This window comes from Nonomuraea rhizosphaerae (genome assembly GCF_019396405.1).
GTDB classification, from domain to species: Bacteria; Actinomycetota; Actinomycetes; order Streptosporangiales; family Streptosporangiaceae; genus Nonomuraea; species Nonomuraea rhizosphaerae.
This window is the reverse complement of sequence record NZ_JAHKRL010000305.1, coordinates 1-20,356: the sequence shown is the minus strand read 5'-3', so window position 1 is coordinate 20,356 and position 20,356 is coordinate 1. Positions and strand designations below refer to the sequence as shown.

Sequence of the window (20,356 nt, the reverse complement as noted above, 5' to 3'; positions counted from 1 at the left end):
GCCAAAGGGGAACCCGCCGAGGGCCACGCCCTCGGCAACCACACCTATTCGCACGCCTCGACGCCCAGCCTGCTGGAGAGCGAGCTCGTCGACGAGCTCCAGGTCACCCAGGAGCTGATCACGAAGCAGACGGGCAGGGCGCCGACGATGTTCCGGCCGCCGTACGGGGCCACCGACGACCAGGTCCTGGACATCGTCGGCTCGGAGAACCTCTCCCAGGTCCTGTGGACGGGCACGACACTTGACTGGAGCCTGCGTGACGTCAAGAAGATCAAGGCCGCCGTGTACCGGCTGGCCAGGCCCAACGGCGTGATCCTCATGCACGACGTGGTCCCGCAGACCGTCAAGGCCATGCCGGCGATCGTCAAGGAGCTGAAGAAACGCGGATACCATCTCGTCACGGTGCCCACGCTCTACCGCAAGAAGGGTATGGAAGCCGGGGTGAGCTACCCCTGACGGGGTGACGGACTCCCGGGACCGGAGCCATGGAGATCGTTTTCGCCAAGCGCCGCGGCTGGGCGCCGTTCGCCATGTTCCTCACCATGCAGGTCGTCCTGGCCTGCTGGTGGGCGGCCTTCTACCCCGGGCTGTTCAGCCGCGACTCGGTCCTGTACCTGAGCCACACCATCGCCGGCCCCTGGGTCAGCGACCACTCGGTGCTCTACGACTCGCTGCTGTGGCTCAGCTACAGCACCACGGGCGACATCGGGGCGGTCACGTTCCTGCAGACCACGGCCATGGCGGCGGCGCTGACCTACCTCGCGCGCTCGCTCGGGGCGATGGGCGCGCCGCGCAGGACGACGGCGGTGGTGGCGGTGCTGCTCACGCTGACGCCGACCGTCGGCGTGTTCGCCACCACGCTGTGGAAGGACGTGCCGTTCACGATCTGCGCGGTCACCCTGGCCGCCGCCTGCGCCGGCATGGCCGCCGAACGGACCGTGACCACCCGCAGGCTGCTCTGGCTCGGCCTGCTGATGACCCTGCTGGGGCTCTTCCGGGCCAACGGCTTCCTCATCGTGGGCATCGCCGTCGTCGTGCTGCTGCTGATCGTCTCCCACACGCGCCTGCGGCTCGTGCTCGTCGGCACCGTCGCGGCGGCCGTCCCGCTGCTGCTCAACAACCTGATCTTTCCGCAGGTCGGCATCGCGGCGCCGTCGAAGACGTACGTCTACCACACCGCCTTCGGTGACATCGCGGTCGCCTACCGGGATCATCCCGAGCTGTTCACCGACCAGGACAAGACGCTCATGTCCACCGTCGCGCCGCTGACCAGGTGGAGCGAGGGCGGCACCTGCTACACGATCAACGAGCTGATCTGGCGCGACGACTTCAGCTGGGCCCAGGCCGACGCGCACGCCGGCCAGCTCCTCGACCTGTGGAAACGGCTGCTCGTCTCGCAGCCCGCCATCGTGATCGACGCCCGGCTGTGCAGGGGGGCGATCGCGTGGAAGCTGTTCGAGGACCAGACGGCCTTCGGCGGCGACACCTACCGCTTCTCGCTGCGCCCGAACGCCGACACCTACGTGGGCGCCGGCGAGGTGCCCGACTTCCAGGGGCGGTGGGTGTTCTCGCTGCGGCCGCTGTCACCCGAGCTGCACCAGGTGGGCAGCACGTGGCTCACCACGGCCCTGGAGTCCGAGTACGACTGGCTGCTGTGGCGGGGGGCGTTCTGGTCGTACCTGTCCTATCTGGTGGTGGCGCTGGCGGCCCTCGCGCTGCGCAACCGGTACGTCGTCGGCGTGGCGGCGATCGTGGCCGGGCAGCAGCTCGCCATCCTGGCCAACATCTCCGCCCAGGACTTCCGGTACATGGCCACGCCCATCATCGTCGGCGCGGTGCTGGTGCCGCTGCTGGTCGCCTCCGTTGTACGGCTGGTGCGGCGCCGCCCTCCCGTTCCGCCGGTGCCGAAGGAGGAGACGCCCCTCTAGATGATTGATGCCAAGGCGTGGCTGCGGAGATAGGGCGAGGGCGCTCATCTTCGATGTGTGACCAACGAGCTGAACACCCTCGCAACGGCACTGTACGTGCGGATCGATGATGCGTTGAAGGCCCAGCCGCAGTTGGCGCCGTGGCGGCCGAAGGTCGGAATCGCCCCTGTGCTCGGTGACGCCGAGCTGGTGACGCTGGCGGTGCTGTCGGTGCTGCTGGGCTTCACCTCCGAGCGGCGCTGGCTGCGGTACGCCCGCGCCGAGCTGAGCGGCATGTTCCCGCACCTGCCCGGCCAGCCCGGCTACAACCGGCGGCTGCGCAAGGCTGGTGGCCTGGTGGTGCACGTGATCCGGATGCTGGCAGCCGACACCTCGCTGTGGAGCGATGATGTGTGGGTGGCCGATTCCACGCCGGTGGAGTGCGGCCGCTCGGCCCAGACCGCCCGGCGCTCAGCGCTGGCCGGGTGGGCCGAGTACGGCTACTGCGCCTCCCACTCCCGCTACTTCTGGGGACTGCGGCTGCACCTGGTGTGCACGCTGGGCGGGCTGCCGGTACTGTTCGCCCTGTCCGGCGCCAAGGCCGACGAGCGCGAGGTGCTGAGCGGCATGCTGCAGGCCGCACCGGACGTGCTGGCCACCCACCCGCACCAGACGATCATCACCGACCGGCAGTACTACGGCCGCGCCTTCGAACGCGACCTCACCGAGCGCGAGATACACCTGCTACGCCCGGCCCGCCGAGGCGAGCCCGAACGGGCCGGGGCAGCATTGTTCAAGCCTCTACGGCAAAGCATCGAATCGATCAACCAGACGCTCAAGGGCCAGCTGAACCTGGAACGCCACGGCGGCCGTACCCCAGCAGGCGTCATCATCCGCGTACTGGCCCGCATCCTCGCGCTCACCACAGCGATCTGGCACAACGACAAAACCGGACAACCGATCAAGCGATCTCTGATCGCCTACGATCACTGACTGTATCCAGACCCCTTGGCATCAATCATCTAGACCGTGTGGCGGGCGTCGTACAGCTCCCTGGCCCTCGCCACGGACGCGCTGTGCCTGATCGACCAGTCGGTCAGCGTCAGCATCGCCTCGCGCAGCTCCAGCGCCATCGGCGTCGCCGTGTACTCGACCTTGGGCGGGACCGTGGCGTACACCTTGCGTTCGAGCAGGCCGTCACGTTCGAGGTTGCGCAGGGTGAGGGTGAGCATGCGGCGGCTGATGCCCTCGACGAGCCGCTCCAGCTCGCTGAACTTGACCGGGCCGCCGGCGGCGGCCACCACGATCTGGATCGCCCACTTGCTCGCGATCTTGTCGAGGATCTCGTGCGGCGGGACCGGAGGAACACCCTGGCCGGTCATCGCTCGGGCGTCGGACGACGTCCTGGACGACTCTGGCACGGCGGCGTTCCCTTGAGGCATAGATGCACCCTTCCTCCCATAGGTCCTCTGTTACGAATCATTCCCCATGGTGGTCGTTCTTCATGAGACGCCCCCAAAGGGTTGCGACCGTTTCACGCCCTCATCCTCCTTGGCACGCTCACGACAGCGCCCGTGCCCAGAACGCGCGAAGAAGAGCCAGCGCGCCGCCAAGGTCCGGGCTTGCGCACGTCAGGTTCTCGGCGAGCTTGGGGTAGTCGTTCTTCCAGGTCGGAGGCGGATCCGGCACGAGGTGAGGAACCGCGTGGGTGGCTCGCACCGTGAACACGTGCCGCACCACCTCCAACAGCCCATGGTCAGCGGGAAGACCGTCCTCGATCAGCAGGACCAGATCGACGAGGTCCTTCACCCTGGTGTTGGGCCGGGAGTCGTAGTCGCGGGTGAGGGCATGCAGTTTCTCGGCGAAATGCTGACGACGGTCAACGGAGTCCATCATTCGCGGCGGTATGTCGGCGAAGGCCAGGACCCCTGGCAGCGGGATCCGCTCGGTCGCCGCGAGCTCCGCGTCGCGCAGCACGACGTCCAGCCGGATCTGGGCGAAAGTCTTGCCGCCGAGCGCGCTGTCGACGGAGAAGCGCCATCCAGGCCGACCGGCGGCGTCCGCGTCCAAAGCCGTGGGCCGTCCGAGCGAGAACACGAAGCCATCACGGTCGACATCGACCGCCAAGGTCTCGATCAGTTCGTCACGGAGAGTGTCGCCATCACCTGGGCCGTCGCGGAGTGCCAGATCCAGGTCTTTGGTGGCCCGCGCCCGCCCTCCCAGCCGGAACTCCAAGGAAGTCCCGCCCTTGAGCACCCAGCGGTGTTCGACGACCGACAGCCTGGCGGAGAGCCGATCGAACACCGCGACCCTTCGCAGACGACCGAGGTCCGTCCCGCCCTCGTCCGCCTGGCGCTTGAGACGAGCCTCCAGGGCCCGTCGTAGATCCACCGAGGTCGTGTAGCGACTCATCCGGACTCCGTACGAAGAGCTCGCTCCACGGCGAGCTCCGCCCGGGAACCGGCTCGCTGGGCGGCCAGCAGGAGCTGCCTCCTGGTTGCGGCGCCACGATCGAGCAGATCCGTGACGGCGGAGTCGATCACATCCTGATCGACTCCGTCCGCGGCGGACTCCGCGATGGCACGAACCGGTGTCGTCACCCGGAACCCTTCATGATCTTGAAACTCGTCCGGCATCAGCTCCCCCCGGTGAAGGACCACCGAGGCATGTCGCTGACGGAACCCGGGCGGGACCGTCAGATGGATCTGGGCGGGATTGGCGATACCCAGATCATGAACAGCGAGCGCGGACACGTGGGACACGACCGCGCGTCCATGACTCCACAAGATCCACGGAACCAGATGGTCCTGCCCGCCAGAAGGCAGGTCGGTGAACTCCTGGAAGCGGTAGACGCCGCGGTGAACGCGCGTCCAGTGTCCCCTGCGAACTTGGAAGTGCTGGGACTGGTAGGAGTAGCCGTCTTCGAGCGCCTGAGCCGCCGTGAAATAACCGCACTGGCCGGCCGCGCGTCTCCAGAGCCGTGCACGAGGGGTTTCTTCGCGCGAGACCATGAGGCGAGTCTAATCCTACGAAGGATTTTTAGTTTGACGTAAGCATGGCGCGTCAAACTAAAAATCCACTGTAGTTACAGGACGCTTCGCTTCGGGGTCACTCCCACTCGATGGTGCCCGGGGGCTTGCTGGTGACGTCGAGCACCACCCGGTTGACGTCGCGCACCTCGTTGGTGATGCGGGTCGAGATGCGGGACAGCACCTCCCACGGCACCCGCGCCCAGTCCGCCGTCATGGCGTCCTCGGAGGTCACCGGGCGGAGCACGACCGGGTGCCCGTACGTGCGGCCGTCGCCCTGGACGCCCACCGAGCGGACGTCGGCCAGCAGGACGACCGGGCACTGCCAGATGTCGCGGTCGAGGCCGGCGCGGGAGAGCTCCTCGCGGGCGATCGCGTCGGCCTCACGCAGCAGGTCGAGGCGGGGGCGGGTGACCTCGCCGATGATGCGGATGCCGAGGCCGGGGCCGGGGAACGGCTGGCGCCAGACCATGGCCGAGGGCAGGCCGAGCTCCTCACCGGCCCGCCGGACCTCGTCCTTGAACAGCGTCCGCAGCGGCTCCACCAGCTTGAACTGCAGGTCTTCCGGCAGGCCGCCGACGTTGTGGTGGGACTTGATGTTGGCGGTGCCGGTGCCGCCGCCGGACTCGACGACGTCGGGGTAGAGGGTGCCCTGCACCAGGAAGTCGACGGGGCCGTCGGCCATGATGGCGCGCTGCTCGTCCTCGAAGACGCGGATGAACTCGCGGCCGATGATCTTGCGCTTCTCCTCGGGGTCGCTGACGCCTTCGAGGGCCTTGAGGAAGCGGTCGGCGGCGTCGACCACGCGCAGCTTGACGCCGGTGGCGCGGACGAAGTCACGCTCGACCTGCTCGGCCTCGCCCTTGCGCAGCAGGCCGTGGTCGACGAAGACGCAGGTCAGCCGGTCGCCGATGGCGCGCTGGACGATGGCGGCGGCCACGGCGGAGTCGACTCCGCCCGACAGCGCGCAGATGGCCCTGCCGTCGCCGACGTGCTCGCGGACGGCCTCGATGGCGTCCTCGACGATGTTGAGCATGGTCCACGCCGGGCGGCAGCCGGCCGCGTCGAGGAAGTGCTTGAGCACCGCCTGACCGTGCTCGGAGTGGAGCACCTCGGGGTGGAACTGCACGCCGTAGAGGCCGCGGCCGACGTGCTCGAAGGCGGCGACCGGGGTCTGGTGGGTGGAGGCGGTCACCGTGAAGCCGTCGGGCGCGGCGGCCACGCTGTCGCCGTGGGACATCCAGACCTTCTGCGCGGCGGGCAGCCCGGCGAAGATGACGCCCTCGGTCAGCACGTCGAGGGCGGTGCCGCCGTATTCGGCCACACCGGTCTGCGCGACCTCGCCGCCGAGGGCCTGGGCCATGGCCTGGAAGCCGTAGCAGATGCCGAACGTGGGCACGCCCGTCTCGAACAGCCCGTGGGGCACGGCCGGGGCGCCCTCGGCGTAGACCGACGAGGGGCCGCCGGACAGGATGATCGCCTTGGGGCGCTTGGCCAGCATCTCCTCGACGGGCATCGTCGAGGGGACGATCTCGGAGTAGACGTGGCACTCGCGCACCCGCCTGGCGATCAACTGCGCGTACTGCGCCCCGAAGTCGACCACGAGCACTGTGTCGAACTCAGCAGACAACGAGAGGACCCCCAGGAACGGCGAATGCGGCCCTGCCAGTCTATCGGTGAACGCCCCCCGACCAGGGCACAGGCTTACAGGATGCCGCCGACCAGGCCCAGGGGCGGCGAACCGAGGTCGAGCAGCGCCTTGTGGAAACGCCGCAGGGTGAAGCCCGCTCCCCATTCCTTGCGGGCCTGCTCGCGCAGGTCCATGATGACCCACTTGCCCCAGGTGTAGCGCCCGTACGTGGGGTCGAACGTGGCCCGCCGCGCCTCCGACAGGGCCGCCGGCCCGGTCAGGTGCGTGTCGGACGCGAAGCGCCTGGCGCCCTCCTCGACGGTCATCTGCCCGGTGTGCACGCCCACGGCGCAGGCCAGCCGGGTGACCCGGATCAGCGCCTCTATCCACACCCCGATCTCGAAGCGCGGGTCGTCCGCCTCGAACCCCTCCTCCACGCACAGCTCCTCGCCGTAGTGCGCCCATCCTTCGGCGAACGACATGGACTGCAGCAGCCGCCGCACGTCCGACCCGGCGCGGCGCAGGGCCCGCCCGTGCGAGAAGTGGCCGGGGGCGACCTCGTGGACGTTGATCGCGGGCAGCGTGGTGTCGCTGAAGACCTCCAGCCACTCCTCCTGCTCCTGCGCGGACCAGGACGGGTCGGGCGGGGTGATGTGGTACCAGGAGGGGCCCTCGGGCTCGCCCGGAGAGTTCCACGTCATCATGGCCATGCCCCAGCGGCGCGACTCGGGCGCCAGGCCGACCAGGCACTCGCCGTCGTGGTAGGGCACCAGGTCCTTCTCGCGGGTGAAGGCGATGGCCTTCTCGGTGCCGATCCTGGCCGCCTCGATCACGCCGTCGGCGTCGGGGTGCTGCCTGACCAGGTCGCGTACGACCTGCAACGGCTGCTCCCCGCCCCGGCCGAGCTTGGCGCACGCCTCGGCCAGCAGGGACATGAGCCGGTCGCGCTCGGCGTCGGCGCGCTCGGCCAGCCTGCCGAGGTCGACGGGCAGGCCCTCGTTGTCGCCCATCAGCTTGGCCAGCGCGTCGCCGCCGAGCGCGGCGTCGGGGTCGCCGACCGCGGCGGCCCGCTCGACGTGCGCGACCAGCAGGCCGTGGGCGTCCAGCGCGGCCTCGTCGCTGATCCCGGTGGCCAGGCCGGAGATGACTCCGGCCAGCGACCTGGCGACCGGCGCGCTGAGCCGGTCGAGCGAGGCGATCGCGTGCGCCACCGCCTCCGGCCAGAGGGCCAGGTGGGCGGCCTTGGCCGCGGCCCGCTCGGCCTCGGGGGCGTAGTCGCGGTCGTAGCAGGCCAGGTCGAGGTTGGCCAGGTGCGGCAACGGGTTGCGCCGGTGCAGCTCCAGCTCGCCGTACTGGGTGCGCAGACCGTCCTCGAAAACCCTCAGGTGCGCGGAGTCGTACGGGTCGGCGGGGGCGGCGCCCTCGCCCAGCCGCGCCAGCCCGGCCCGCACGCCTTCGGGGGACAGATCCTGGATCGTGCCGTCGTACTCGTGCCTGCCGCCTGTCTCGCGCGCGTCCGCCACGTTGAGGTCCGTGATGGCGCGGAGTCTGGGGTCGAGTTCCGTCATGCTGCGACGCTAGCGCACGCCGCCGACAGCCATCGATGACGATATGCCGGCCTGACGGCGGTGCTATATAGGCATGTATGGCAATGCAGCTCTTCACCCGTGAATGGGGCACCGGCGACCGCGTGGCGGTGCTGATCCACGGCATCATGGCCGACTCGCGCTGCTGGTGGCGGGTCGGCCCCGCGCTCGCGGCCAAGGGGTACCGGGCCGTGGCCGTGGACCTCCCCGGGCACGGGCAGAGCCCGAGGGCCGACTCGTACCCGGTCGAGCTGTTCGCCGACGCGGTGGTGGCGTCCGTGCCGGCCGCGCCCGAGGTGGCGATCGGCCACTCGCTGGGCGGGCTGACGCTGGCCGCCGCGGTCGACCGGCTGCTGCCCGAGCGGGCGATCTACTCCGACCCGGTGTTCCGGATCCCGGTGCTGGAGGGGCGGTTCAGCAACGAGCTGAGCCGCGAGCAGGTCGTGGCCGCCCACCCCGACTTCCCCGCCGAGGAGGTCGACGTCGAGCTGGACATGGTCAAGTGCTGGGACCCCCGTACGGCGGTCTCGCTCGGGCAGAGCGCGGGCCTGGACTTCACGCCCGCGCCCGTGGTGCCGTCGCTGGTGCAGGCCGCCGACCCCAGCGGCCTGGTCCCGCTCTGGGCGCAGGAGTCGCTGCGCGCGAAGGGGTTCGAGGTGCGGGTGGTGGCGGGGGCCGAGCACACCATCCACCGGCATCTGTTCGAGGACTTCATGGCGGGGCTCGACGGCTGGGTGTGATCAACTCGTCCAGCCGGCCTCCACGGCGTCGAGGAGGCGTTCGAGGGTGGCGTCGTCCGTGGCCGGGGACATGACCGTGACACGCAGGTGGCGCACGCCGTTCAGCTCGGTCGAGGTCAGGTAGAAGGAGCCGTCCGCCATGAGCCGTTCGCGGATCGCGGCGTGGTCGGCGTCGCCGTACCGGAAGCAGACGATGTTGCTCTCCGGCTCGTACGGCAGCGTGAACCCCTCCCTGCGCCGGGCCAGCTCCCAGAAGCGGTGGGCCGTGGCGTACCGGCCGGCCACGTGCTCGCCCATGCCGCGCTCGCCGCGCCAGGCGAGGTTGAGGAAGATCTTCAGCCCGAGCTCGGCCTTGGTGCACTCGACCGTACGGCCGATGAGGTCGAAGCCCTGGTCGCCGTAGAACAGGTAGCTGGCCTCCTGCTTGAACGCCGCGTCCAGGTCGCCCTCCCTGCGCACGAGCACGGCGGCGGCCAGGGCGGACGTGCGGAGCATCTTGTGCGCGTCCCAGATGACCGAGTCGGCCAGCTCGATGCCGGCGAGCAGGGGCGCGTGGCGCTCGGAGAGCAGGGCGGAGGCGCCGTGGGCGCCGTCCACGTGGAACCAGAGGTCCCGCTCGCGGCACCACTCGCCGATGGCGCGCAGGTCGTCGTACAGGCCGGTCCCGGTGGCGCAGGCCGCCGCGACCACCGCCATCACCCTTTTCCCCGAAATATCAGGCAACTGGGTGATGTCGATGCGGCCGAGGTCGTCCGTCGCCAGCGGCACCATCGCCCGCTGCCCGAGCCCGAGGATCGAGGCCGCCCGCGACACCGAGTAGTGCGCCGACGGCGGCGCGAGGATCACCAGATCGCCCGGCACGCCCTCCTCCCACGCCTGCGGCGCGACCCGCGCCCGCGCCGCCAGCAGCGCGGTGAGGTTGGCCAGTGAGCCGCCGTGCGTCAGCACCCCGCCGCCCTGCGGGAAGCCCACCTTGGCCAGCATCCACCTGAGCACCTCGAACTCCACCGTCGCCGCCGCCGCGCCCATCTCGTAGATGGCCATCGGGTTGTTCGTGGCGCCATGAATGAAGTCGGCCAGCGCGGCCGGGAAGTCGGGCGAGGCGCTCTGGTGCGCCATGTACGCGGGGTGGTGCAGCCTCGTGCCCTCGTCCAGGAACGTGCGCAGGAACTCGCGGTACGTCTCGGGCGTCATCCCGCCGTCGGCGATCAGCTCGCCGAGCCGCAGCCTCCCGGCCAGCTCGCGGGGCGGCTCCCGCCTGACGACGGGGGCGTCGCCGCGCTGGCTCCGGTCCACGTACGCCGCCAGCTCACCGACGGTGATGTCGGCGGCCTTGGTGAACTCATCAATGTTCCACATGCCGGAAATATTGGCTAATGCTGCGGCGCACGGCTACGGTCACCGAATGGGAGGGCGGTAATAATGCATAACGCCGAACTGGATTCGATCGATCTGGCGATCCTGGCCGAGTTGCAGAAGGACGCGCGGCTGCCCAACAAGGATCTCGCCGAACGTCTCGGCGTGGCACCCTCCACGGCACTCGAACGGGTACGCGCCCTGCGCCGCCGTGGCGTCCTCACCGGCTTCCGCGCCGTCGTGGACACGGCCAAGCTCGGCCGCCCGCTCCAGGCGCTGCTCGCCCTGCGCGTACGGCCGCACACGAGCAAGATCGTGGACCCGCTGCGCTCGTTCGTGCTCGGACTGCCGGAGACGATCACGCTCTTCCACGTGGCGGGCACCGAGGACTTCCTGGTGCACGTGGCCGTCGCGGACGCCGACCATCTGCACCGGCTGGCGCTGGAGAAGTTCCTGCACCGCTCGGAGATCGTCCACCTGCAGACGACGCTGATCTTCAAGACGGAGCACCAGCCCATCCAGCGGCCATCCGAAATGGGATGAGACTCAACATCCGGAATGTGACAATGATCCACATGTCGCTCCGGATCACCACGCTCGCCGAGCGTCCGTCGTTCGAGCCCGCGCTCTGGGACATGGAGCACTCGTGGAGCACGTTCATGTTCCAGGACCCGATCGCCGACCTGTTCTACCCCGTCGCGGCCACCGAGTACGCCGACTACGTGCTGGTCGCCGACGACTCCGGCGAGCCGGGGCGGCTGGCGGCCCGGGGCTGCATGATCCCCTTTCCGTCGGGCGGCGACGGGCTGCCGGACGACGGGTGGGACGGGGTCATCCGGCGGGGCTGGCTGGGGCGCGCCCGTAACGGCTCCGCCGCGCGGGGAGCTGTTTCTCCGGACGCTGCTTCCCCCGACGCTGCTTCCCCCGACGCTGCTTCCCCCGACGCCGCTTCCCCCGACGCCGCTTCCCCCGACGCTGCTTCCCCCGACGCCGCTTCCCCCGACGCCGCTTCCGCACAGGACAGCGCTGTCATGCTGGACGCCGTCTCCGCGCTGGAGATCACCGTCCGGCGGGACTTACTCGGGTCCGGCGTGTCGCCCGCCATGGTCGCCGCCATGCGCGACCACGCGGCCCGGCTCGGCTTCCGGGAGCTGGTGGCGCCGGTGCGGCCCACCCAGAAGCACCTGGAGCCGCACACGCCGATGTCCGAGTACGCGTTCCGGACGCGGGAGGACGGGCTGCCGTCCGACGCCTGGCTGCGGGTGCACGTACGGGCGGGGGCGCGGATCGTCAAGGTCGCGCCCCGGTCGATGGTGGTGGCGGGGACGCTGGAGGAGTGGCGGGAGTGGACGGGGCTGCCGTTCGACCGGCCGGGGCCGGTGGAGGTGCCGGGGGCGCTCGTACCGGTGCACTGTGACGTGGCGCACGGGCACGCCGTGTACGTGGAGCCGAACGTCTGGGTCAGCCACCCCCTGACCTGACAACGGCCGCTGACCTGACGACCGCCGCTGACCCGATGACGGCCGCCGTCCTCTCGTCAGCCGCCGTCCTCTCGTCAGTCGTCCGCCGGGGAGAGCGTGCGGCGGCGCAGCTCCTCCTCGTACGCCCCGACGTCGAGGCCCTTGCCAGCGGCCCACCCATCGTCGTGATATGTCGCGAGATGGCGGGCATAGGCGTCACCGAGCACCGAGACCACCGTGCCGCCCTCCCCCTTGGCCCGCATCCGCTCGACCAGCTCCAGCGCCGCCCACAGCGCGGTGCCCGACGAGCCGCCCACGGGCAGCCCGGTGACCCGCCTGATCAGCCGCGCCGCCGCGACCCCGGCCGCGTCCGGCACCGGGACGACCAGGTCCACCAGGTCGGGCCGGAACCCGGGCTCGACGCGCGGCCTGCCGATGCCCTCGACGCGCGACGGCATCCCGGTCGCGTAGTCGTGCGCGTCGAGCGTCCATCCCGGGAAATAGGCGGAGTTCTCCGGATCCGCCACCGCCACCCGAGGCGCGCCGGACGCCCTGTGGTGCCGCGCCCAGCGGCCCAAGGTGGCCGAGGTGGCGCCCGTCCCGGCGCCGGCCACCACCCAGTCCGGACGTACCTGGGCGAACAGCTCGTCGGCGAGGTCGTGCTCGGCCGCCCGGCCGAACTGGTCGAGGAAGTGCCCGTCGATCTTCCGCGCCGCGTCGTAGATCGCCAGTGGCGGCGTGACGAACCTGCACTCGCCGCCCAGCGCCTCCACCGGCCGCGCCCGCTCCTCCGTACGGGCGCCGGGCATGACCACGACGTACCGCAGCCCGAGCCGCCGGGCGAACCAGGCCTGGGCGACGGCGGCGTTCCCGCCGGTGGCCTCGACGACCGTGGCGCCCTCGGCGAGCAGCCCGTCCAGCACCGCCTGCCGGAACAGCGCCCTGGCGTGCCGGTGCCGCAGACTGCCGGTGGGCTGGGCGGACTCGTCCTTCAGCAGCAGCGTGACGCCGGCCGCCCGGACGGGGAGCTCGATCAGCGGCGTGGGCCGCTCGGCCCGCAGCATCCCTATGGCCCACGTCTCCCAGCTCATGCTCCCCACCCTGCCACGCGGCCGGGCAAGAAGATCACCCGCCCCTGGCCGGCCCAGAAGTCAGCCCACGAGCCCGCTCGGGGTCAGCCCAGAAACCCGCTCAGAGGAGCGTCACCGCCTCGCCGGGCTCCAGGACGTGGGCCCGCTCCCCCAGCCCCGCCAGCGCCTTCAGCAGCGTGTCCCGCCCCTGCGTGAAGTGCGCCCAGTGCTCGAAGTGCAGCGGCACCACCTGCCGCGCCCCCAGGACCGACGCGGCCTCGGCGACGTCGTCGCTGGTCAGCGTCAGATACGCGTCCCCGACCAGCGGCGTACGGGCGCCACCGGCGAAGAGCACCGCGACGTCCACCGGCCCCACGCGCCCGGCGATGGCGCGGACCACGTCCAGCGACGCGTTGTCGCCGCTCACGTACACGGTGGGCAGCCCCTCGCCGTCGAGCACGAACCCGGTCACCTCTCCGACCAGGTGCTCGCTCCCGTCGGGGCCGTGCTGCGCGGGCACGCCGGTGACGCGCAGCGTGCCGCCGTCCGGCCGCTCCAGCGAGGTGTCCGTCCAGTTCGGCAGCGCCCGTACGGGCGGGCCGAGGCGGGCGGCGGCCGACCCGGTGGACAGCACCACGGGCACGGACGCCAGGAAGGCGCGTCCGGCCCTGTCGAGGTTGTCGGGGTGCTGGTCGTGCGAGAGGAGCACGGCGTCCACGGGCTCGGCGACCTCGAACGCCGGCCCGGCCGTCTTGGTCAGCGCCCGGTCCCCGATCGGGTAGTCGCCCGGCGGGTCGAACGTGGGGTCGGTCAGCAGCCGGAGGCCGCCGATCTCCAGCACTGCGGTGGGCCCGCCCACATAACGGATGTCCATGGACACCACGACACACCCTCCCGGCGCGGTATTCCAGTCACGCGCGCAGGCCGTCCATGACCCGCCGCACCACCCGGTGGCAGAGCGCGCGGAACTCCGGCTCGTCCATCGACATCCGGCCGCTCAGGTAGTGCTGCACCAGGCCCTGCGTGCACGACGTGATCGTCAGCGTCACCTCCAGCGGGTCGTCGCCCCGCAGCGCCCCCGTGCGCATGCCCTCCTCGACCAGCTCGACCATGACGCTGAACGGCGGCCCCTGGCCGGCGCGGAAGTCCTCGGGGAAGCGCCGCGCCCGCCCCCACGGGTCGGACATCAGGAAGTTGTACAGGTGCGGCCGGCCGAGCGCGAAGTCGAGGAACCCGTCGAGCAGCACCTCCGCCCGCTCCTCCAGGTCGCCGGAGGGCGCGAGCCGGGCCCAGTCGGCGGCCAGCTCGCGCGCGCCGGCGTCGGCGACGGCGCGCAGCAGGGCGTCCCGGTTCGGGTAGTGGCGGTAGATGGCCATCGCGGTCACGCCGACGGCCTCGCCGACCCGCCGCATGCTGACCGCGTCGGCGCCCTCCTCGACGAGGATGCGCCGGGCCGTGTCCGCGATGCGGGCGGCCGTTCCCTGCTCCTTCACGTTTACAGCGTATACGTGAAGGTCACTTCAGCCGCAGCCGCCGCATGGTCTTGAGCGTGGTGACCAGGATCTCGGCCCATTTGTCGTACGTCATGCCGTACGGCGGCTCGAACCCCATCCATGTGGCCTGCGAGGCCACCGTCTGCGCCTCGGTGTAGCGCAGCAGGCCCTCGGCGCCGTGCCTGCGCCCCAGGCCGGAGGCCTTCATGCCGCCCATCGGGGCGTCGTAGGACGCGTACGCCGACCCGTACCCCTCGTTGATGTTGACCGTGCCCGCCTTGATCCTGGCGGCCAGCGCGCGCCCGCGAGCGACGTCGGAGGTCCAGACGGAGGCGTTCAGGCCGTAGATGGTGTCGTTGGCCAGCGCGACCGCCTCGTCGTCCGAGGAGAACCGGTAGAGGGCGACGACCGGCCCGAACGTCTCGTTCCTGCACAGCCGCATGTCCTCGGTGACGCCGGTGAGCACGGTCGGCTCGTAGAACAGCGGGCCGAGGTCGGGCCTGGCCCGGCCGCCGGCCAGGACGGTGGCGCCGTGGGCCACGGCGTCGTCCACGTGCTCGCTGACCGTGTCGAGCTGGCGTTCGGAGGTGAGCGAGCCCATCTGGACCGACCAGTCGCGGCCCGCCCCCATCCGCAGCGCGCCGGCCTCGCGGGCGAAGCGCTCGGCGAACGCGTCGAACACCGCCTCGTGCACGTACAGGCGCTCGATCGACAGGCAGAGCTGGCCGGCGTTGGTGAAGCAGGCGCGGACGGCGCCCTGGACGGCGAGGTCGAGGTCGGCGTCGTCGAGGACGAGCATCGGGTTCTTGCCGCCCAGCTCCAGCGAGCAGCCGATGAGCCGCTTGGCCGCCTCCTCCGCGATCTTCCTGCCGCCGCGCGTGGAGCCGGTGAACGCCACGTAGTCGGCGCCGTCGAGCAGCGCGTCGCCGATGTCGGCGGGCTCGCCGAGCACGACCTGCCAGACCTCGCGCGGCAGGCCCAGCTCGGCCAGCAGGTCGATGGTCCACAGGGTGGACATGGCGGTCTGGGTGTCGGGCTTGTGGACGATGGCGTTGCCGACCAGCAGCGCGGGAACGGCGTCGGTGACGCCCAGGGACAGCGGGTAGTTCCACGGGGTGATCAGCGCCACCACGCCCTTGGGCTGGCGCAGCTCGCTCACCCTGGTCGCGACGGGGAAGATCCCCGCCCGGCGGCGCGGCGCGAGCAGGCGGGGGGCGCGGCGGGCGAAGTAGAGCGCGCAGCCTGCGACGTCCAGCACCTCCTCGAAGGCGTGCTTGCGAGCCTTGCCCGTCTCGTCCTGGACGATGTCCAGGATCTCGTCGCGGCGGTCCAGGATCGCGTCGTGCAGCAGCAGGAACGGCCGCGCCCGCGCCGCCGGGGACAGCGCGGCCCACGACGCCTGCGCCGCCCTCGCCTTCTCGTACGCCTCGCGTACGTCGTCCGCCCCGGAAACGGGCAATTCGGCGAGGGAATCGCCGGTGAACGGCTCGGTGATCTCCACGGTCCTACCGCTGGACGTCACGTGCATGTCAGCAGGGTATTCCTGATCGCTACCGGCGGGTAGTTTTTGCCAACGCATGGCATGGGGACAGAATCCCTTCATGCCATCCTTCGCGCCGCTCAGACCGGGAGACCCCGAGATGCTGGGCGGCCTGCCCCTCCTAGGCCGGCTGGGCGAAGGCGGCCAAGGTGTCGTCTACCTGGCAAAAGACACGGCGGGCACCCACGTGGCCGTCAAATGGCTGCGCCCTGATCTGTCCGGCGATCAGGTGAGCGTGGACCGCTTCCTTCGTGAGGTCGAGGTGGCCCGGCAGGTCGCTCCCTTCTGCACCGCCGCCGTCCTCGGCACGGGTGTGGAGCAGGAACGCCCGTACATCATCAGCGAGTACATCGAGGGCCCGTCCCTCCAGCAGACCGTCCAGGCGGAGGGCCCGCGCACCGGCACCACCCTGCACCGCCTGGCCATCGGCACGGCGACCGCGCTGGCCGCGATCCACCAGGCCGGAATCGTGCACCGCGACTTCAAGCCCGCCAACGTGATCATCGGCGCCGACGGGCCGCGGGTGATCGACTTCGGCATCGCCAGGGCGCTCAACGCCACCTCGACGATCAGCAGCATGCCGGTGGGCACGCCGTCGTACATGCCTCCTGAGCAGGTGCTGGGCCACACCGTCGGGCCGGCCGCCGACCTGTTCTCGTGGGCGGGCACGATCGTGTTCGCCGCCTCGGGGCGGGCGCCGTTCGGCAGCGACACGATGCCGGCGGTGATCAACCGCGTCCTGAACAACGATCCCGACCTCGCCGCCGTCGAGGGGCCGCTGCGTGACGTGGTGGCCGCCTGCCTGGTCAAGGACCCCGCGCAGCGGCCGTCGGCCGAACAGGTGCTCATGCGCCTGCTGCAGAACCCGTCGCCCAACTCCGGCATGCTCGCCCAGGCGGCCGCCGCCGCCGGGCCCGGTGAGCCCTGGCAGCCGCAGCCCCCGTACGGGCAGCCGCCGGTCACGGGCGGGCAGCTCATGGGCGGGCAGTACGCTCCGCCGGGGACGAGCGGCCCGCAGCCCGTGCCCGCCCCGAACTCGATGCCCGCTTCGAACTCGATGCCCGGCCCCACCTCGATGCCGGGCCCTTATGCGACGCCGGGCCAGCACTCGATGCCCGGCTCGCCGTCGATGCCAGGCCCGCACTCCATGCCGAGGCAGCACTCGATGCCCGGCGGCCAGCCGTCCATGCCCGGCCCGCCGATGGGTCAGCGCCCCGGCCCCGGCCACCCCATGCACAGCCAGCTTCCCACCCAAGGAAGCCCCTACCACGGGCCCGGCCCCGCGCCGAGGAAGAGCCGCGCCCCCATCGTCGTCGGCGTGACCGTGACCGTCGCGCTGCTCGTCCTGGCGGGCGTGGCCGTGATCATCAGCCGCACCAGCACCTCCACCGAGGGCGCCGCGGAGGAGCCGACGACCGCGCGCACCACCGAGCGGGCCGTCCGGACCGCGACCGGCGTCCCCCGCACGGGCACCAAGAAGCGGCTGGCGGGCGGCTCCATCTCGCTGTACGAGAACCCGGCCGACCCGATCACGCTCACCTCGTACGAGGTCTACAACAAGTCCTCCGACGACTGGGTGGACTACGCGAGAAATTCGCTGCACGGGACGTTCACCAAGTACGCCGACAACTGGGAGTCCCTGGTCTCCCCCGACGGCCGCTACCTGGCGAGCCGTGGCCGCAACTACACCTCCGACGACTACGACTCGGTCATCATCAACGACCGGCAGACGGGCGGCCGGGTCACCGTCAAGACCGTCCGCGAACCGCTGATCAGCAGCATCCGCGCCTGGTCGAGGGACGGCTCGAAGATCCTGCTCAACATCGAGCGGGCCTCCGGCAAGGACTGGCTCTACCTCGGATTCGTCATCGTGGACGTGGCCCAGGAGAAGGCCAAGATCGTCAACGTGTCCGACACCTCCATCCGCGACACCGCCTTCGGCTTCGACGGCGAGGAGCGCGGCGTGGTGAACATCTCCGGGCAGGCCCTGCGCTTCTTCGACACCACCGGCAAGACCACCCGCAACACCTCGAACATCGGATCACTGGCCTCCGGCACGCAGGACATCTTCTCCCCGTCCGGCAAGGTGTTCGTCACGAACTGCCCCAAGGGCGGCGACGGCGACCACTGCGTCTGGAACTCCACGACCGGCGACCGGGTCCGCCGGTTCACCTCCGGGTGCGACAAGGTGCTCGGCTGGTTCGACGAGAGCCACCTCTACTGCTGGGAGCAGGACAACGCCACCAGGGACGAGATCCAGGTGATCGACTTCAACGGAAAAATGATCCGCAAGCTGCTCGATATTCCGGACAATCTTGACTTCAGTCCTGTCTTCACCGTCAATCCCGGCGGATGACTCTGAACCACTCGGCCCGGCGATCCGTCAATGAGGGCATGAAGACGCTGATCCGTACGGTCGTGACCGGCGCGGCACTCGCGACGGCCATGACCGCCTGCACCTCCGCCCAGCTCGACGGCCCGGAACCGATCAAGCAGCGTCCCGTGACCGTCCGGCTGGTCGCCTACAACGGCTGCGACGACATGCTCGCCGGGCTACGCGAGCACGCCGTGCGCGAGGTGGGACCGTGGGGTTTCGGCGGGCCGATGCCGATGTACATGACGCGCGACAAATCCATGGCCGTCCCCGACTCGGCCGCCGAGAAGGCCCCCGAGCACTCCACGACGAACGTGCACGAGGCGGGCGTGGACGAGCCGGACCTCGTCAAGACCGACGGCAACCGCGTCATCACGGTCGTGGACGGCACGCTGCGGGTCATCGACACGGCCACCAGGAAGGTCGTCAAGTCCATCAAGCTCACCGAGACCGGCGAGCCGATGTACATGCCCGCCGACCTGCTGCTGTCCGGGGACCGGGCGCTGGTGCTCTTCAACCGGGGCGACATCATGTACAAGTCGTTCGCGCCGCGCGGTGAGACCCGGTACGTGCTGGTGGACCTCGCGGGCGAGCCCAAGGTGCTCGGCACGGTCAAGCCGCAGGGCTCGTACGTGGACGCCAGGATGGTCGGCTCGACGGTGCGGATCGTCACCCGCAGCCAGCCCGACCTGACCTTCCCCGTGCCGAACGACAGCGCCTCCGAGGCCGAGCGCAAGAAGGCGAACGAGGCGTTCGTACGGAAGGCGCCGCTCGACGCGTGGCTGCCCAAGGTCGAGATCACCGACGAGGCCGGGACCGTCACCAAGAAGACGGTCGACTGCGCCCGGGTCAGCCATCCCGAGCAGTACACGGGCACCTCGCTGCTGACCGTCCACAGCCTCGACCTGGCCCAGGGGATCACGGCGGCGGGGACGGACCCGATCAGCCTCGCGGCCGACGGCGACACGGTCTACGGGACCGGCCAGAGCCTGTACGTGGCCAGCAATCCGCACTGGTGGGTGGCCCAGCCGATGATCATGGAGGACACCGCCGAGGTGCCCACCCCCCTGGCGTCCACCGCCCAGGCGCCCGCCACGGAGCCGGCGCCGGACGAGCCCGCGCCACTGGCCACGGTCACGCCTTCGGCCACTCAGACGATCACCCCCGCGGCGGCGCCCTCCCCGACCGCGAGCCCGGCCGCGAGCGCGAGCACGACACCGAGCACGACACCGAGCACAGCACCGAGCACGGCCGCGAGCACGGCCCCGGCCCCGACGCCGACCGCGCCGCCGGAGGAGACCGAGGTCCACCGGTTCGACATCGGCAAGCCCGGCCCGCCCGCCTACGTCTCCTCGGGCAAGGTCCCCGGACGCCTGCTGAACCAGTACTCGCTCTCGGAGCACGACGGGAACCTCCGCGTCGCCACCACCCTCACCTCCCAGGACGGCAGGTCCTCCAGCAGCGCCGTGTACGTCCTCAAGGCCGACACCCTGCAGAAGGTCGGCGAGGTCGGCGGCCTGGGCGAGGGCGAGCGGATCTACTCGGTCAGGTTCATCGGCCCGGTCGGCTACTGCGTCACGTTCAAGCAGGTGGACCCGCTGTACACGCTCGACCTGCGCGACCCGGCCGCCCCCAAGGTGACCGGCGAGCTGAAGATCACCGGCTACTCGGCGTACCTGCACCCCGGCAACGACGGGCGGCTGATCGGCATCGGCCAGGAGGCCAGCGACAAGGGCAGGACGATGGGCACCCAGATCTCCCTGTTCGACGTGAGCGACCCGGCCAGTCCGCGAAGGCTGTCGCAGATGTTCCAGAAGGACTCCGGCTCGGAGGCCGAGTGGGATCCGCACGCGTTCCTGTACTGGCCGAAGACGGGCCTGTCGGTGATCCCGCTGAACACCTACACCCGGGACAGGAGCGAGATCGGGGCCATGGTGCTCAAGATCGACGACTCCTCGGTGACGAAGGTCGGCATGATCAAGCACCCGGTGAAGCAGCAGAAGGACATGTCGTACCAGCCGAGCATCCAGCGGGCGATGGTCATCGGCGACTCGATCTGGACGGTGTCCACGGACGGCGTCCAGGTGAACGACGCGACCTCGCTGGAGGAGCAGGCGTTCATCCAGCTGCGGTGAGCCTTCCGACGCCTCCCGCGAGAAAGGGCGCCGGCC

18 protein-coding genes are annotated in these 20,356 nt (G+C 70.6%); 8 read left to right on the top strand and 10 right to left on the bottom strand.

Translation table 11 applies throughout. The annotated features are described in order from the left end of the window. From KME77_RS15450 to KME77_RS15440, 3 genes are all read left to right on the top strand, one after another. The coding region (locus KME77_RS15450) for a polysaccharide deacetylase family protein (protein ID WP_219467472.1) at nucleotides 1-456 on the top strand (456 nt) is incomplete at its 5' end. A gap of 29 nt (nucleotides 457-485) precedes the next feature. Next, nucleotides 486-1,928: a DUF6020 family protein gene (locus tag KME77_RS15445; RefSeq protein ID WP_219467471.1), complete on the top strand. Its 1,443-nt coding sequence runs from the start codon at nucleotides 486-488 to the stop codon at nucleotides 1,926-1,928. Nucleotides 1,929-1,985: 57 nt separating this feature from the next. After that, a complete protein-coding gene (locus KME77_RS15440; RefSeq protein ID WP_219467469.1) occupies nucleotides 1,986-2,900 on the top strand; it encodes an IS982 family transposase in 915 nt (304 codons plus the stop codon). A 29-nt stretch (nucleotides 2,901-2,929) separates the two neighbouring features. Here the strand turns inward: KME77_RS15440 and KME77_RS15435 are convergent, their stop codons facing one another. From KME77_RS15435 to KME77_RS15415, 5 genes are all read right to left on the bottom strand, one after another. Next, entirely contained in the window at nucleotides 2,930-3,349 is a 420-nt protein-coding gene (locus KME77_RS15435) for a winged helix-turn-helix transcriptional regulator (RefSeq protein ID WP_219467467.1), read from the bottom strand. A gap of 118 nt (nucleotides 3,350-3,467) precedes the next feature. Further along, nucleotides 3,468-4,319 carry a nucleotidyl transferase AbiEii/AbiGii toxin family protein gene (locus KME77_RS15430; protein WP_219467462.1) on the bottom strand — a complete coding sequence of 284 codons (852 nt, stop codon included), beginning with the start codon at nucleotides 4,317-4,319 and terminating at the stop codon, nucleotides 3,468-3,470. Further along, a complete protein-coding gene (locus KME77_RS15425; protein WP_219467459.1) occupies nucleotides 4,316-4,918 on the bottom strand; it encodes a type IV toxin-antitoxin system AbiEi family antitoxin domain-containing protein in 603 nt (200 codons plus the stop codon). The genes KME77_RS15430 and KME77_RS15425 overlap by 4 nt, the downstream gene beginning before the upstream one ends. Before the next feature lie 97 nt (nucleotides 4,919-5,015). Further along, nucleotides 5,016-6,581 (bottom strand): glutamine-hydrolyzing GMP synthase, encoded by a 1,566-nt coding sequence (gene guaA, locus KME77_RS15420; protein WP_281424152.1) that lies wholly within the window; start codon nucleotides 6,579-6,581, stop codon nucleotides 5,016-5,018. A gap of 59 nt (nucleotides 6,582-6,640) precedes the next feature. Next, a complete protein-coding gene (locus KME77_RS15415) occupies nucleotides 6,641-8,134 on the bottom strand; it encodes a DUF885 family protein (RefSeq protein WP_219467456.1) in 1,494 nt (497 codons plus the stop codon). 77 nt (nucleotides 8,135-8,211) lie between these two features. Here KME77_RS15415 and KME77_RS15410 point away from each other — a divergent pair, with 77 nt between their 5' ends. After that, nucleotides 8,212-8,892, top strand: coding sequence for an alpha/beta fold hydrolase (locus tag KME77_RS15410; protein WP_219467454.1), 681 nt, complete (start codon nucleotides 8,212-8,214; stop codon nucleotides 8,890-8,892). On the opposite strand, the gene KME77_RS15405 is transcribed toward KME77_RS15410, so the two are convergent. Next, entirely contained in the window at nucleotides 8,893-10,251 is a 1,359-nt protein-coding gene (locus tag KME77_RS15405; protein WP_219467452.1) for a pyridoxal phosphate-dependent decarboxylase family protein, read from the bottom strand. Between the two features lie 63 nt (nucleotides 10,252-10,314). Between KME77_RS15405 and KME77_RS15400 the strand changes: the two genes are divergently transcribed. Beyond that, nucleotides 10,315-10,791 carry an Lrp/AsnC family transcriptional regulator gene (locus tag KME77_RS15400; RefSeq protein ID WP_246609802.1) on the top strand — a complete coding sequence of 159 codons (477 nt, stop codon included), beginning with the start codon at nucleotides 10,315-10,317 and terminating at the stop codon, nucleotides 10,789-10,791. Between the two features lie 32 nt (nucleotides 10,792-10,823). Beyond that, nucleotides 10,824-11,729 (top strand): N-acetyltransferase, encoded by a 906-nt coding sequence (locus KME77_RS29320; RefSeq protein WP_246609801.1) that lies wholly within the window; start codon nucleotides 10,824-10,826, stop codon nucleotides 11,727-11,729. A 74-nt stretch (nucleotides 11,730-11,803) separates the two neighbouring features. On the opposite strand, the gene KME77_RS15390 is transcribed toward KME77_RS29320, so the two are convergent. The 4 genes from KME77_RS15390 to KME77_RS15375 all read right to left on the bottom strand — a co-directional run bounded on the left by KME77_RS15390 (nucleotide 11,804) and on the right by KME77_RS15375 (nucleotide 15,799). Further along, on the bottom strand, nucleotides 11,804-12,799 hold the full coding sequence (locus KME77_RS15390; RefSeq protein ID WP_219467450.1) for a PLP-dependent cysteine synthase family protein: 996 nt from the start codon (nucleotides 12,797-12,799) through the stop codon (nucleotides 11,804-11,806). A 100-nt stretch (nucleotides 12,800-12,899) separates the two neighbouring features. Then, nucleotides 12,900-13,652 carry an MBL fold metallo-hydrolase gene (locus KME77_RS15385; RefSeq protein ID WP_219467449.1) on the bottom strand — a complete coding sequence of 251 codons (753 nt, stop codon included), beginning with the start codon at nucleotides 13,650-13,652 and terminating at the stop codon, nucleotides 12,900-12,902. A gap of 37 nt (nucleotides 13,653-13,689) precedes the next feature. Beyond that, complete coding sequence (locus KME77_RS30310) at nucleotides 13,690-14,271, bottom strand: TetR/AcrR family transcriptional regulator (protein ID WP_219467447.1); 582 nt, start codon at nucleotides 14,269-14,271, stop codon at nucleotides 13,690-13,692. 22 nt (nucleotides 14,272-14,293) lie between these two features. Continuing rightward, complete coding sequence (locus KME77_RS15375) at nucleotides 14,294-15,799, bottom strand: succinic semialdehyde dehydrogenase (RefSeq protein ID WP_219467445.1); 1,506 nt, start codon at nucleotides 15,797-15,799, stop codon at nucleotides 14,294-14,296. 73 nt (nucleotides 15,800-15,872) lie between these two features. Here KME77_RS15375 and KME77_RS15370 point away from each other — a divergent pair, with 73 nt between their 5' ends. Continuing rightward, entirely contained in the window at nucleotides 15,873-18,167 is a 2,295-nt protein-coding gene (locus tag KME77_RS15370) for a protein kinase domain-containing protein (RefSeq protein ID WP_219467443.1), read from the top strand. A 38-nt stretch (nucleotides 18,168-18,205) separates the two neighbouring features. Continuing rightward, entirely contained in the window at nucleotides 18,206-20,320 is a 2,115-nt protein-coding gene (locus KME77_RS15365) for a beta-propeller domain-containing protein (protein ID WP_219467441.1), read from the top strand. Nucleotides 20,321-20,356: the final 36 nt, after the last annotated feature.

Excerpts from the sequence above, each read along its gene's own strand:
- KME77_RS15445 (WP_219467471.1), top strand. The coding sequence starts at position 486 with ATGGAGATCGTTTTCGCCAAGCGCCGCGGCTGGGCGCCGTTCGCCATG.
- KME77_RS15435 (WP_219467467.1), bottom strand. The coding sequence starts at position 3,349 with ATGCCTCAAGGGAACGCCGCCGTGCCAGAGTCGTCCAGGACGTCGTCC.
- KME77_RS15430 (WP_219467462.1), bottom strand. The coding sequence starts at position 4,319 with ATGAGTCGCTACACGACCTCGGTGGATCTACGACGGGCCCTGGAGGCT.
- KME77_RS15425 (WP_219467459.1), bottom strand. The coding sequence starts at position 4,918 with ATGGTCTCGCGCGAAGAAACCCCTCGTGCACGGCTCTGGAGACGCGCG.
- KME77_RS15415 (WP_219467456.1), bottom strand. The coding sequence starts at position 8,134 with ATGACGGAACTCGACCCCAGACTCCGCGCCATCACGGACCTCAACGTG.
- KME77_RS15410 (WP_219467454.1), top strand. The coding sequence starts at position 8,212 with ATGGCAATGCAGCTCTTCACCCGTGAATGGGGCACCGGCGACCGCGTG.
- KME77_RS15405 (WP_219467452.1), bottom strand. The coding sequence starts at position 10,251 with ATGTGGAACATTGATGAGTTCACCAAGGCCGCCGACATCACCGTCGGT.
- KME77_RS15400 (WP_246609802.1), top strand. The coding sequence starts at position 10,315 with ATGCATAACGCCGAACTGGATTCGATCGATCTGGCGATCCTGGCCGAG.
- KME77_RS29320 (WP_246609801.1), top strand. The coding sequence starts at position 10,824 with ATGTCGCTCCGGATCACCACGCTCGCCGAGCGTCCGTCGTTCGAGCCC.
- KME77_RS15390 (WP_219467450.1), bottom strand. The coding sequence starts at position 12,799 with ATGAGCTGGGAGACGTGGGCCATAGGGATGCTGCGGGCCGAGCGGCCC.
- KME77_RS15385 (WP_219467449.1), bottom strand. The coding sequence starts at position 13,652 with ATGGACATCCGTTATGTGGGCGGGCCCACCGCAGTGCTGGAGATCGGC.
- KME77_RS15375 (WP_219467445.1), bottom strand. The coding sequence starts at position 15,799 with ATGCACGTGACGTCCAGCGGTAGGACCGTGGAGATCACCGAGCCGTTC.
- KME77_RS15370 (WP_219467443.1), top strand. The coding sequence starts at position 15,873 with ATGCCATCCTTCGCGCCGCTCAGACCGGGAGACCCCGAGATGCTGGGC.
- KME77_RS15365 (WP_219467441.1), top strand. The coding sequence starts at position 18,206 with ATGAAGACGCTGATCCGTACGGTCGTGACCGGCGCGGCACTCGCGACG.